The following is a 12,654-nucleotide window of genomic DNA, read 5'->3' as shown; positions in this document are numbered from 1 at the left end:
GCGGGCCATCGTCCCCACCTTCAAGGACGGCCCCGGTTGATGGTCCTGCCGCATCGGCCCCTACATGGTTAGGTCATGAGTGCCAAAGGCAACACACCATGTCCTCAACCAACCGGCCGCGACCGGTTGGGATCAAGCTGATCATTCTTCATATGCGCTTTCCATCGATCGAACGTGCTCCAGCTCCACTCGGAGAACGTGACGAACGTCAGTAGGTCTCCGCAGGATGTGCCCCGCCCTGGCGACAACGATCAAACGTGAGCCGGAATCCAGGCGTCGATCAAGAGTTTGAACCTGGTCCAGTGGGGTTACCTGATCCTCGTCCCCGTGGATCAGAAGCAGCGGACGCTGAATCCCAGTTCCGGGTTCGCCGGAAAGCTCACCGCGAAGCAGCTCCGCGTGATGAGCCTGGAACTTCGGCGCAGCTCGGCTCCAGCTCTCCACGTCGATCACCGCTGACCTGGCGATCCCGGCCGCGAACACATCGGTGATCACCAAGGCGCGCAGAACGGTATATCCGCCGGCGCTGGCACCCCAGATCACCATCCGCCCAGGATCCGCCCGACCGGCGGAAACCAGGTGACGAGCCGCATCAGCGCAGTCGGTGGCATCGACCAACCCCCACCGGCGACGGAGCCCCAGCCGGTACGCGCGGCCGTACCCGGTACTCCCTCGGTAGTTGACATCAGCGACGGCGAAGCCCCGGCTCGTGAAGTACTGCGCGTGGAGGTCCAACCGCAGGGGCCAGTTCGCCGTCGGCCCGGGATGTGCCCGTACGAGCAACGGCGGTAACTGATCACCCGCCTCCAGAGGCGGGTAGTAGAGGCCGTACGCTTCACCTCCGTCGCGGGTGCCGAAGGTAAAGGGCTCGGGCCGGACAAGTGATGCCAGGTCAAGGGTGATGTCGACCAGCGTGAGCTCGTGAACGGCACCATCAGTTTCGGCCAGCGTCACCGTAGGCAGTCGGGTGGGACTTGAGCCGATGAGGGCGATGCGTCTGCCTGCCACAGCCAGGTAGGGCTTGATGGAGGTGTACGGCAGTGCCAGCTTTTCCAGATCGCCGCCAGAGCGTTTTACCACCAAAGAGTGCAGCGCCCCCTGCTGGATGATGGCCATGACCTGGTCACCCTGAAAAACATAAGTGCGGTACCCGAACTCCCAGGGAGCCGCCGCGACCTCGAACTTCCCCGTGATGACCGGCTCGGCATAACCGTCGCGCCAGGCGTACAGATTCCACCAGCCCGACCGGTCAGAAACGAAGTGCAACACCCCGTCGTCGCTCCACCGCGGCTGGCATACCGACTCCTCGTCCCCGCCCGCGACCAGCCTCGTACCGGTAAGCGCACCGTCGGGTCCGATGTCGGCCAGCCAGAGCCGGGAACCGTCCCACGGCATGAGCGGCGCGTTCCACGAGACCCAGGCAAGTTGCTTTCCATCAGGGCTGGGCTCCGGGGACATGTAGAAGTCCTCGCCGGAGGCGATGATCGACAGCTCGGCCGACAGGACGACCAACTCGTTGTGGACGCCGGTCTCTTCATGACGTTCCCGCACACAGGCCAGCTTGCCGGTGCCAGGAAGAAGACGCAGGTCGGCGTAGCGCCAAGTTCCTGACGACGCGGGGGTCACCGGCACGGGGTGTCCGCCGTCGCGTACGTGATAGACCCGCTGGTCATCCGCGTTGCAGAACCACAGGTCCCGCTCGGTGGCCAGGTAGGCGCCCCCGCCGTACTCATGCACGTAGGAGGCGACGTGGAACCCCTCCGGCAATACGTCCTGGCGGCCGTCGGCATCGGTCCAGCGCACCAGCACGTCTCCGCTTGGCCGCCCCTCGATCCAGTAGACGGTCTCGCCGACCGCCTGGACCGCGTCGTACGAGATGATGGCGCAAGCGACGACCTCAGCGGGGATAGGGCTCACTCTTGCAATGATCGGACGAAGTCATCCAGCTCGCGAGCGACCTCGGGCTGCCGGGGTGCCACACGATCGCGGAAGCGGTGGACCCGGGACATTCCGGCGACCGATCCTCGCCGAGCGAACACAGTGATCGCCTCCTGGGCCAGCCGTACGGCCTCGGCGGGTTCGCCTTCTCCGATGCGTGCCTGCGCCAGGTCCACGGTGAGCTCTGCCTTGCGGCGTACGCATGTGGCAGGAACGCCACCGATGGCGTGCTCGAAGGAGCGGGCGGCCTGGGCGTAGCGGCCGAGTTCAAGGAGGCAGTTCCCTTCGTAGCCGAGCAACCGTTCGCGGTCGAAGTCATACATCCATTCGTCCCGCTCGTCACCGGCCCGTTCCAGGGCTCTGTTCGCCTTGTTGAGTTCGGCCAGTGCCGCTCTGCCATCGCCCGCGTGGACACGTGCGGTGGCGCTGATGGCATGCAGCCAGGACTTCGTCACGTGGGTGACGGAGCGACCGGCTATGTCCAGGGCAGCTGCGGCGTGTTGGACGGCTTCCTCCGGCCGCCCGGCCGCGTCCGCAGTGATGGTCCGGTAAGCGCTGATATAGGACCGGAGTCCCCTGTCACCTGCTTCCCCCAGGGCGTTCAGAGCCGTGGCATACCGGCGCCCCATCGCGAAGTGGTCACCGAGATCGAACCAGATCCACGCCGCGAACCCTGCTGCCTCCCCCGCCGCGTAAGCGATCCGCCGCCGCAGCTTGTCAGGGGCGGGAGCCTCCAGGAGAGAGAGCAGGAGGGCGAGGTGACCGTCAACCGGGACGAGCATCTCGGCCGACGTCAGTTCGTGGTAGAGGCGGCGCTGGTGCACGGTGATCATTTCAATGTCCTCCACCACAGCGGAGGTGATTGTCGAAGCGCGCTTGCCGCATGTGCTGAGCCGTCCCCAGTCGACACCGGAATCTGGTGTCTCCGGGCTGGGTCTCCGCGCGGCCTCGCTGCGGTGGCGGAGATGCGCCTGCTCGCGGATGACACCTGGGAGCATGCCGTTGAGCGTTCCACCCGCGCCGAGCGCGGTGTCGCACGCGATGACCACGGACTCCGAAGGGGCGACCGAGGCCCGCTCCACGGCGCCGAGGTGTTGCCAGGAGTATCCGGTCAGCTCGCCGAGTTCCATCAGCGTGAGCGAGCGCGCCTTGCGGAGTTCGCGCATCCTGGACCCCAGCGCGGCGAGCAGTGACGAGCCCGGGTCGAGGGCCTTGGCTGGCCGCCCGCGACCCCCTTTCCTTTCGGTAGCCATTCGAACACTCCCTGCTGTTTTTGCTGTTCGTTGCGAGCAAATCAGGTCGTGCGGTCTGCTGTCAGCACCTTGAGCAAGCCGGATCGTGAGAGATGGGCGCCCATGAGCATCACCTCGATACATGCCCTCGATCGGCTAGAGAAACGCGCCCCCGAGAACGCAGGCGATGCCGCCCTGTCCGGCGAATCACGCTCGGTTATGGCGAACTCCGCCAAGCAGATCCACTGCCCGAACCGGCGACGAGGGCGAACAGCGCCCCGATCTGACAGGGAACGGCGAGCATTCGCGACCAGCGAGCTCAAGAACATCAAAAAACGGCCCTGCCCGGCGAATGGCGTCGCCGGGCAGAGCCTCGACCGCACTCTGGAGGTGCGCGATCTGTGTTCAACAGTAGTAGAACCCCAAAGACCATCCGGGTCCGCTGGCATGCCAATCAACCACCGACCCCTCTCGGTTGTCGCTGGTGCGGCCATCCCCCGTACGCGCACGATGCCGCCAGCCTGCCGCATCGGCCCGGGCACCTGTGGGAACAACCCACCCCGGCCCAGGTCCGTACCCGCATGACGGCCCGGCGCCGTCTCGGGCTCTGCGGCCGGCTGCCCGCGCCTCCCGTATCGGCCACCGTGGCCCCGCGCCCGCCGAGCCATCCCCTCGTGGGTTCTCCCATCAGCCGGGGACGCCACTCGCGGTCGGCCGCGCCGCCGTACGGGCGGGAGTCGCCGCCTGGTATACGGCCCGGCAGGCGCGAGTCGTACCGGAAGGGGGTGATGGCATGAACCCGCCATCTCCCGGAGCACCGTACGAGCCCGGCGAGGAAGGCAGCATCCCCCAGGCGCTGCGCACGCTGACGCTCCGCTTTCCCGCCTGGTGCCTCTGGTACGGCAAGGCCACCGAACAGTGGTGGGCTCTCTCCCCCGCCCGGTGTCGGCAGCGTATCGGCCTGATCGAGGCCGACACCCCCGCCGAACTGGCCGCACGGATGCAACACATCGAGGACTCCCACCCCCACCCCGAACAGCACGACCAGCCGATCAGCACCGACCACCGAACGGCCGTCAGGGACATCAGGGTCGCCGGAGACAGCCAGACGAGCAAGGGAGGTGACCGGGATGACCGCGCGACTGCTGTCCGTACTCGTCGGCGTGCTCGCTGACCGATTCCGGATGACAACCGGCGACGCCACCGGACCGGCTGCCGCGATGTGGTCGCCGTACCTGGGCCGGATACCCGGCTGGTCGACGACGCCGAATCACACTCCCGTCATCTCCCAGCGGTTCACGGCCGTCCCCGACCAGGTCAGGCCCGCGCGGAACTTCGTCGCCGAGATCCTCGGCGACGACCACCCGCTCCGCGACGACGCCATGCTGCTCACCAGCGAGCTGGCCACCAACGCCGTCGAACACTCGACCAGGCCGACTGACACCGGAACCGCGGACACCGCACCGGGCGACCGGCCACAGGAGTTCGTCGTCACGGTGGCCTTCCTCCCGCACGGCGTCATCGTCACCGTCCAAGACCCCGGCTCCGCACAGATCCCCTGCACCAGGAACCCTCGCCCCAACGCCACCGGCGGCCGAGGACTCCTCCTCGTCAACGAACTCGCCACCCGCTGGGGCTTCCACCGCGCCCCCACCGGAACCGTCATCTGGTTCGAACTCACCTGACAACCCGACGTGGCGGCGCGAGCCTGAAGAAGCAGCGCCGCCACGTCCTCAACCAACAAAGCCACGCGTGGCCAGGACGGTTCCCTCTCGGCGGTCGGCGTACTCGGCGTCTCCTCCGGTGAGGTCACCAGGTGATCGTGAGGCGGACACCGGGGCCGAGCTGGTCGTCGGGGGTTCCTGCCCGGTAGACGGTGATGATCGGCCGGGCGGGCCGGGTGTGGTTCCAGTCGTGAAGGAGTTCGACGAGCCGGGCGGTGAGGCGGCGGCTGCCAGGGTGTTGCGGAGGGCGACGGAGTCTGCGGTGTCCGCGTTCACCGCGCTGACATTAGCCGTCGCCGATGCGGGAGATACGGCCTCCCGGGCAGCCGTCGGGGTGGTGCCGTTGTCGAACACCAGACGGGCGGCGGTATGGATGAGCGCCCCTGGCGGATCGCCCGACGCTCCGGCTCATTCCCGCGCAGCGGGAGCCAAGGAGATGTTCCAGAAGTCGGCGTAGCGGCCGCCGTGGTCGAGCAGTTCGTCGTGGCTGCCTTCCTCCGCGATCCGGCCGCCGTCCAGGAAGATGACGCGGTCGGCGCGTTGGACGGTGCGCATGCGATGGGCCACCATCACCACCGTCCGGCCGGCCATCAGGCGTTCGATGCCCTCGTGGACGGCCGCCTCATTGACCGGGTCCAGCGCCGAGGTCACCTCGTCGAGCAGCACGATGGGGGCGTTCTTCAGCAGCGCCCGCGCGATCGAGACCCGCTGGCGCTCACCACCGGACAGCAGCGTGCCGCCCTCGCCGACGTTCGTCGCCCATCCGCCGGGCAGGCGCTCGATCACCTCGTCCAGCTGTGCCGCGGCCGCCGCGGCCCGTACCTCGGCAACGCCTGCGTCGGGACAGCCCAGGCGCACGTTCTCCTCGATGGTGCCGTCGAAGAGGTAGACGTCCTGGAAGACGATGGCGATCCGCGCCATCAACGCCTCGGTGCTGATCGCGCGCACGTCCACGCCTCCCACGCGCACCGCGCCGGCGTCCACGTCGTAGAAGCGCGCCAGCAGCTGCAGCAGCGTGCTCTTACCCGCTCCCGACGGCCCGACGACCGCAAGCCGCTGTCCCTCGGGGACGGTGAGCGACACCTCGTCGAACACCGTGCGCTCGCCGTGCCGGAAGGTGACGGCGTCGAACTCCAGACCGTGGTGCGCAGGCTGGATCGGCTCGCGAGGTTCCCGCAGCGGCTCGGTGCGCAGCACCGTCTCGAGTCTGGCCAGCTCCGAATGCGCGCCGCGGAGTTTGCCGCCGATGTCCGACAGCGACAGCAGCGGGTCGGCGCAGCGGGCGGCCAGCACCAGGATCGCCAGGATCTCCGCCGCGCCGATGTTCCCGCCGAGCGCGAGGTGGGCACCCAGGACCAGTAGCCCGGTGAAGGTCGCCTGCACGGTGAGCGTCAGCCCCACGGCGCTGGGCAGCGTCGCCAGCACGGTACGGCGGGAGGCGCGCTGGACATCCAGCAGCGAGTCGTCGAGCAGCTGGAAGCGTTCGCCGGTCCGGCCGCCGGCCCGCAGCACCGGCTGGGCCTGGAGGAATTCGATGACGCGCCCGCCGGCCTCCTGGTCGCGTTCGTGACGCTCGGCGTCGGCGGCGGCCGTCGCGCGTGCCGTCCAGGCCTGGATCGCCGCCACGACGGGTGCGGCGAGCAACGCGGCCAGCCCCATCCGCCAGTTGAAGGCGGTCATCACGACCACGATGGTCAGGGGCGTGACCAGGGCGGAGATGAACGGTGCCAGCAGATGCGCGGCCACGCCCATGGCTTGCAGGAGGCCGCGGCCGGCCAGGACGGACACCTCGCCGATGCGACCGGCGTTGTACCAGCCGAGGGGGAGGCGGGCCAGGTGCTCGCCGAGCCGGTGATACATGCCGCGCAACATGGTGGTCCCGACCCGCATGCCGGACAAGTCGCTGATGTAGCGCAGCACGGCGTAGAGGGCGACCGCGACCCCGAACGCGACCAGCCAGGGCACGGCGTCCGCAGGCGTACTGCCGAGCAGCGCCCGCAGCACCGGGACCAGCAGCGCGTAGGACAAACCTTCGACCACCGCGGTGATCGTCATCAGGATCACGGTGCGGCGCATCGCCCGGGCGTACTCGTCTCCGAGCACGCGCAGCAGCATTCGGATCATCGGGGCTCGTCTCCTCGCGGTACGCCACCGGGGGTTTCGATCTCGGCGGATCGGTGGGATCGCCAGAACGCGGCGAACCTTCCGCCTCGTGTCAGCAGGTCGGCGGGCCTGCCGCGTTCGACGATCGCTCCGTTCTCCAGCACCACGACGGTGTCGGCGTCGGCGACCGTCTCCAGCCGGTGGGCGATGACGACGATCGTGCGGTCACCGCTCAGCGTCGCCAGGGCCCGGCGGACCGCCTGTTCGGTCTGCGGATCGGCGAAGGAGGTCGCCTCGTCCAGCACCAGAACGGGCGCGTCGGCCAGCAGCGCGCGGGCGATCGAGATCCGCTGCGCCTCGCCTCCGGACAGCTTGGCCTCTTCACCGAGCACCGTGTCGTATCCGCGCGGCAGCTGGAGGATGCGGTCGTGGATGCCGGCCAGCTGGGCGGCGCGGACCACGTCGTCGCGGCCGGCCCGCGGCACCGCCAGCGCTATGTTGTCGGCGACCGAGACGCGCAGCAGATGGACGTCCTGAAAGACGAAGGACACCTGCCGATACAGCTCCCGGCTGCCGATCTCGCGCAGATCGACGCCGCCAAGAAGGACCGAGCCGTGGGTGGGGTCGAAGAACCGCGGCAGCAGCTGGACCAGCGTGGACTTGCCGCTTCCCGACGGCCCGACGACCGCGGTGACCGTCCCCGGCTCCAGCACCAGGTCGATGCCGCGCAGCACCTCGTGGTCGGCGTCGTAGGCGAAGCGGACGTCACGCAGTTCCACCCGGTGCCCCTGCGGCGGACGCGGGTGGGCGGGCTCGGGCAGTGGCCGGACCGCGAGCACGTCTTTGATCCGGCCGACCGCACGGCCGGCGCTCTGCAGATCGTCGAAGCCGTGGCCGAGCGCCGCCACCGGAGCGGTCAGTCCCAGCCCGAGCAGCAGGAACGGCAGCAGATCCGCCGGGGCCAGGCCACCAGACGTGATCAGCACCGCGCCACCGACCAGCACGATGAGCAGCACGAACGGCGGCGACAGCGCCAGCTGCATCCCGGCGGCGATCACGGACATGCCGCGCACCCAGCGGGAGAAGATGCTGACGAAGTCGTCGGCGGCCGTCAGGAACGTGCGGTGGGCGCGCTCGCCTCCGCCGAACGCCTTGACCACCGAGATGCCTTGCACGAACTCGACGACGGAACTGGCGATCCGTCCCATGGCCGCGTCGTAGGCCTCCTGCTCGCGCGTCCTGGCGGGCAGCATCAGCAGCGGGACCAGCGCTATCGCCAGCACCACCGGGATCAGCGTGATCAGCGTGAGCCGCCAGTCGACGGTGAACAAGTAGATCAGCGACACCAGCGGCACCACGAACGCGGCGACGAGCTCGCCGGGGGCGTGGGCGATGAACGGGTGCACGGCGCTCACGTCCTCGCCCACCACCTTGGCCAGCTCGCCGGTCCGGCGCCGGGAGAACCAGCCGATCGGGACGCGTCCCAGCGACGCGGCCAGCTGCCGGCGGAACGTCAGTTGCACCCGGCTGTCGAGAACATGCCCGATTCCCGACGACGCGGCGGTGAACAGCAGCCGGACGAGCAGGCCGGCCGCACCCGCGATCACCACGGTCCAGACGTGAGCGTGGTCGATCGGGCCGGGCGACAGCAGGGTACGGCCCAGTTCGACGACCGCCAGCAGCGGGGCCAGACCCGCGAGCGCGCCGATGACCTGCAGGATCACCACGGCCGCGAAACTCCGCAGATGAGGGCGGAGCAGCGGTGTCATGCTCTGTCCCGCCGCGGAACCGGCATCCGGTTGCTCGATCGTCTGAGCGAGGTCGGTGGTGGTGGTCATCGTTCTGTCGAAGAGGCGGTGTGGATCTCGGCGAAGGCCAGCAGGGGTGTGGCGGTCCGCTGCGGATCCTCCAGGATGGGTGAGTGTCCGAGACCGGGCAGCAGCTCGACCCTCGCGCCGGGAACGGCGCGGTAATCGGCGGCGGACGAGGAGCGCCACCTCCGGTCGTCCTCGCCGAAGATCACCAGCAGCGGCTTGCCGAGGACCGCCAGCCGCTCCGGGAGCGCCTGCTGCTTCAGGTAGCCGCTTGTGGCCTGCATCGTCATGGTGAGCGTGTGGTAGGTCATGGCGCGCACCTCGTCCAGGAGCTGTTGCGGGATCTGGTAGCCGGTGCGGCTGAAACCGGTGCTCGCGAACTGGCGGATCTGCTCGTCGGTCGGCGGCCACTGCGTGGGGTCGATGGCGGCGGACCCCGCCGCGATGAAGGCGTCCAGGCTGGGTCCGGTGTTGATGAGCACGAGCGCGGTCACCAGATCGGGTCGTTGCTCGGCGAGGGCGGTGGCGACCACGCCGCCGCTGGAATGGCCGACGAATATGGCGTGCTCGACGCTGAGCCGGTCCAGTGCCTGTCCGACCCGGCGTGCCTGGTCCGGGGTCGCGTAGCTGTGGCCGTCCGGTTTGGCCGATCGGCCGTGCCCGAGCAGGTCGATCCGGATGACGCGATGGGATCCGGTCAGCATCGGAACCAGCGCGTCCCACGAGCGTGCCGAGGAGGCGGACCCGTGGATGAGGACGAGTGCGGGGGCATCGTGGGGGCCGTCCTGGCACACGTAGACGTCGCCGTCGTCCAGGGCCAGGGTCGAACTCTCCGTGGTGCCGTCAGGAATGGTCATGAGCCCACTGTCGCCGCCGGTGCGCGCCGGTGTATTGGACAAATGTTCCCCTCGCTCGGCTCCCCTAGCATGGGAGCATGCGGTCCACTGTGCGCGAACGTGACGACGCCGTTATGTGGGACGTCGCATCCTCAGTGCGGCGCAGCCGGGTGGCTGGTGTCACCATGGCCGGCTTCCGTGACCGGGGCATGGATCCGGAGGGTCACCGGATGATTCCGCACCCGGCCGTGACGCTGGTTCTGGACTTGGGGGCCGGCTCGCCCGTCGTTGAGGACGTCGCCGGGCGGCAGCACCGGGGAAGTCTTGTCGCCGGGCTCGGGCTCGGCGGCGCGGTGTGGGTGCGAGGCCAGAACATCGCGTGTGTTCAGATGCGCCTGTCCCCTGTGGTCGCCCGCGCGATTCTGGGCGTCGACCCGGCCGAGCTGAACGGCTACGTGGTGACGCTGGACGACCTGTGGGGCAGGCAGGCGTCACGGATCAGCAAGCAACTGGGCGAGGTCTCCTCCTGGCAGGATCGCTTCGCGTTGATCGAGGCGTTGCTCGCCCGTCGGCGTGAGGCGGGGTCGCCGGTCGAGCCGGAGGTGGCCTGGGCCTGGCACCGGATCGTGGTCAGCCGCGGCCTGGTTCGGGTGGAGCGGCTGGCGGCCGAGCTCGGATGGAGCCGCAAGCGCCTGTGGTCGCGATTCCACGCGCAGATCGGCCTGCCGCCTAAGCGCGCCGCGAAGCTGGTCCGCTTCGACCATGCCGCCCACCGCCTGGCCGCGGGGCACGACGCTGCCGGGGTCGCGGCGGACGGCGGCTACGCCGACCAGTCCCACCTGCATCGGGACATCATGGAGTTCGCCGGGGTGACCCCCGCGGCCGTGGCCCACGAGCCATTTCTGGCGGTTGACGACGTCGCCTGGCCCAGCCACGGAACACCCGACCAGCCCGGCCCTGCCGGTCGAGCGCACGTGACGTGACCGCCCTGCGCGAGGGGACGGACGTCGGCCGCGGATCTACAGCGGCGGGGTGGATCGGCGGCGGCACATGATGGGGTGCCACTCTGGCGACCTCGCGTAATCAACTGTCGCCTATTCGGCCGTGGTTGGGGTGCTACAAGGGTTCCGGGCAGACCGTCGCCCAGTACTCCGACTCGACATCCAACCTGCGCCTGGGTCCTCGCCTCGCCATCAACACGCCCCTAATGATCAGATGTGTTGCGACAAGCACTAGAACCCAGGCGTCGTCAGGGGGTCACCGTTCGCGCGTCGTTAACAGCTCCGCGTGATGGGCCTGGAACTTCGGGGCGGCTCGGCTCCAGCTCGCCAGGTCGGCCACCGCTGACCTGGCGATCCCGGCCGCGAACTGGTGGGCCCTCTCCCCCACCCGCTACCGGCAGCGCATCGGCCTCATCGAGGCCGGCACCCCCGCCGAACTGGCCACCAACACCATCGAACACTCAGCCGGTCGAACCGACGCCAAACCGGCAGACGCCGAACCCACCGACACCGAAACCTCAAGAGCCAGAACCGCGGACACCACACCGGGCGACCGGCCACGGGAGTTCGTCGTCATGGTGGCCTTCACCCCGCACGGCGTCATCGTCACCGTCCGGGACCCCGGCTCCGCACAGATCCTCTGCGTCAGGAACTCCAGCCTGGACGCCACCGGCGGCCGGGGACTTCTCCTCGTCAATGATCTCGCCACCCGCTGGGGCTTCCACCGCGACCCCACCGGAACCGTCATCTGGTTCGAACTCACCTAACCAACCGGCGCGGCGACGCGAGCTCGAAAGGGCAGCGCCGCCACGCTCCCAACCAACGGCGTCGTCCCCGGGAACGAGACGGTCATACGATTTCCTGTACGGATGATCCCGTTCGTTCTGGAGGCACACGACGGAGACGGCTCCAGCCCCGGCGTTCGGTGAGCTGATCTCCGGCACCCAACGGTCGGCGGTGGGAACGCGGAAACCCATAGCCCCGAACCAGGGAGATCGGCCAGCGTGGGCGCGTTCAGCCGATAGAGATCATCCCCAGCCTAAAAACGGTCTGCGTGCTCGTCCACCCACTGCATGAACGTACGTGCCGGACGGCCGGTCACCCTTGCGACCGTGTCGTCCACGGTCTTGGAGGAATCATTGGACGCGGCGTACCAGCCAACGACATACTCGGCGTCCGCCCGGGACACTCCGGTGGCCATCAGCCTGTCGATCGCCTGTTCGTGCGTTATCGGCTCGAAGGCGATGTCGCGACGGAGCGTCCGCGACAGGATCGCGACCCGCTCACTCGGGGTCAGCGGTTCGGGTCCGGTGAGGTTGTAGGACTGCCCCGCGTGGCCATCATCGAGCAGTGCGACGGCTGCCACGGCCGCGATGTCGGCCTCGTGCACCAGCGCGCTGGGAAAGTCGTACGGTTCTCGGACCACTCCTTCGGCTCGGATCGATTCGGCCCAGCTCAACGTGTTGGACATGAACTCTTGTGCTTCCAGACGTGTCCATTCCACGCCTGAGTCCGCCACCGCCTGCTCGACCGGGCCCACCCAGCCGCCCCACAGCACGGTGAAGCGCTGAACGCCCGCGGCGACCGCCCGCTGGACCAGCTCGGGCCCGACCTCGGCGAGTCCAGCGGTCACCGTGATATGCAGCCGGCTGACGCCGTGGAGTGCGGCGTCCAACTTCTCTGGTGTGTTGTGCGTGCCGGCCACCAGCTCCACCTCGGCCGGAAATCTTCCCGCGTTCGCCGCCGGGTCTCGCGTCAGGGCCCGAACCCGCTCTCCTCGGCGGACCAGCTCTGCCACAACGTGCCGGCCGGTGTTCCCGGTGGCGCCTGTCACCAAGGTCGTCACAGTCGAGCTCCTTTGGTCGTCTTGTCTGGATGAGTCGCTGACGAATCTAGGAACTCAACCGCACTTGAGGTCAAAAAGTCCGCCCGACCGTGCCTGTCGTTATGGGGCGTGTCACCAGGTACACGCGAAGCGACACCCCGATTGCCGCACTCAGCCTCCT

10 protein-coding genes are annotated in these 12,654 nt (G+C 68.7%); 4 read left to right on the top strand and 6 right to left on the bottom strand.

Annotated elements, in window-relative coordinates; all coding sequences use genetic code 11:
* Window positions 1-141: 141 nt before the first annotated feature.
* Both ABT061_RS13050 and ABT061_RS13045 read right to left on the bottom strand, forming a co-directional pair.
* Window positions 142-1,917, bottom strand: a complete 1,776-nt coding sequence (locus ABT061_RS13050) for a S9 family peptidase (RefSeq protein ID WP_350915906.1) — start codon at window positions 1,915-1,917, stop codon at window positions 142-144.
* Window positions 1,914-3,191 carry an NsdA family TPR-like regulatory protein gene (locus ABT061_RS13045; RefSeq protein WP_350915904.1) on the bottom strand — a complete coding sequence of 426 codons (1,278 nt, stop codon included), beginning with the start codon at window positions 3,189-3,191 and terminating at the stop codon, window positions 1,914-1,916. Before ABT061_RS13045 ends, ABT061_RS13050 begins: the two co-directional genes overlap by 4 nt.
* Before the next feature lie 772 nt (window positions 3,192-3,963).
* Between ABT061_RS13045 and ABT061_RS13040 the strand changes: the two genes are divergently transcribed.
* Both ABT061_RS13040 and ABT061_RS13035 read left to right on the top strand, forming a co-directional pair.
* Window positions 3,964-4,344 carry a hypothetical protein gene (locus ABT061_RS13040; RefSeq protein WP_350915902.1) on the top strand — a complete coding sequence of 127 codons (381 nt, stop codon included), beginning with the start codon at window positions 3,964-3,966 and terminating at the stop codon, window positions 4,342-4,344.
* Window positions 4,301-4,855: an ATP-binding protein gene (locus tag ABT061_RS13035; RefSeq protein ID WP_350915900.1), complete on the top strand. Its 555-nt coding sequence runs from the start codon at window positions 4,301-4,303 to the stop codon at window positions 4,853-4,855. The genes ABT061_RS13040 and ABT061_RS13035 overlap by 44 nt, the downstream gene beginning before the upstream one ends.
* A gap of 447 nt (window positions 4,856-5,302) precedes the next feature.
* Here ABT061_RS13035 and ABT061_RS13030 read toward each other — a convergent pair whose 3' ends face one another.
* The 3 genes from ABT061_RS13030 to ABT061_RS13020 are packed head-to-tail and all read right to left on the bottom strand — an operon-like array spanning window position 5,303 to window position 9,668.
* Window positions 5,303-7,018: an ABC transporter ATP-binding protein gene (locus ABT061_RS13030; RefSeq protein WP_350915898.1), complete on the bottom strand. Its 1,716-nt coding sequence runs from the start codon at window positions 7,016-7,018 to the stop codon at window positions 5,303-5,305.
* Entirely contained in the window at window positions 7,015-8,835 is a 1,821-nt protein-coding gene (locus ABT061_RS13025; RefSeq protein ID WP_350915896.1) for an ABC transporter ATP-binding protein, read from the bottom strand. The genes ABT061_RS13030 and ABT061_RS13025 overlap by 4 nt, the downstream gene beginning before the upstream one ends.
* On the bottom strand, window positions 8,832-9,668 hold the full coding sequence (locus ABT061_RS13020; RefSeq protein ID WP_350915894.1) for an alpha/beta fold hydrolase: 837 nt from the start codon (window positions 9,666-9,668) through the stop codon (window positions 8,832-8,834). The genes ABT061_RS13025 and ABT061_RS13020 overlap by 4 nt, the downstream gene beginning before the upstream one ends.
* Window positions 9,669-9,745: 77 nt before the next feature.
* On the opposite strand from ABT061_RS13020, the gene ABT061_RS13015 reads away from it, so the two are divergent.
* Complete coding sequence (locus tag ABT061_RS13015) at window positions 9,746-10,630, top strand: AraC family transcriptional regulator (protein ID WP_350915892.1); 885 nt, start codon at window positions 9,746-9,748, stop codon at window positions 10,628-10,630.
* 365 nt (window positions 10,631-10,995) lie between these two features.
* Window positions 10,996-11,415, top strand: coding sequence for an ATP-binding protein (locus ABT061_RS48375; RefSeq protein WP_502991440.1), 420 nt, complete (start codon window positions 10,996-10,998; stop codon window positions 11,413-11,415).
* Between the two features lie 272 nt (window positions 11,416-11,687).
* Here the strand turns inward: ABT061_RS48375 and ABT061_RS13005 are convergent, their stop codons facing one another.
* Window positions 11,688-12,494, bottom strand: a complete 807-nt coding sequence (locus ABT061_RS13005) for an NmrA family NAD(P)-binding protein (RefSeq protein WP_350915889.1) — start codon at window positions 12,492-12,494, stop codon at window positions 11,688-11,690.
* Window positions 12,495-12,654: the final 160 nt, after the last annotated feature.

Origin of the sequence: Streptosporangium sp. NPDC002544 (assembly GCF_040295965.1) — a bacterium.
GTDB lineage: Bacteria > Actinomycetota > Actinomycetes > Streptosporangiales > Streptosporangiaceae > Streptosporangium.
The sequence above is the reverse complement of the archived record's forward strand: the minus strand, read 5'-3'. Positions and strand labels throughout refer to the sequence as shown.

What these genes read in the sequence shown, in the direction of transcription:
- ABT061_RS13045 (WP_350915904.1), bottom strand. Translation starts at nt 3,191, where the DNA reads ATGGCTACCGAAAGGAAAGGGGGTCGCGGGCGGCCAGCCAAGGCCCTC.
- ABT061_RS13040 (WP_350915902.1), top strand. Translation starts at nt 3,964, where the DNA reads ATGAACCCGCCATCTCCCGGAGCACCGTACGAGCCCGGCGAGGAAGGC.
- ABT061_RS13035 (WP_350915900.1), top strand. Translation starts at nt 4,301, where the DNA reads ATGACCGCGCGACTGCTGTCCGTACTCGTCGGCGTGCTCGCTGACCGA.
- ABT061_RS13030 (WP_350915898.1), bottom strand. Translation starts at nt 7,018, where the DNA reads ATGATCCGAATGCTGCTGCGCGTGCTCGGAGACGAGTACGCCCGGGCG.
- ABT061_RS13025 (WP_350915896.1), bottom strand. Translation starts at nt 8,835, where the DNA reads ATGACCACCACCACCGACCTCGCTCAGACGATCGAGCAACCGGATGCC.
- ABT061_RS13020 (WP_350915894.1), bottom strand. Translation starts at nt 9,668, where the DNA reads ATGACCATTCCTGACGGCACCACGGAGAGTTCGACCCTGGCCCTGGAC.
- ABT061_RS13015 (WP_350915892.1), top strand. Translation starts at nt 9,746, where the DNA reads ATGCGGTCCACTGTGCGCGAACGTGACGACGCCGTTATGTGGGACGTC.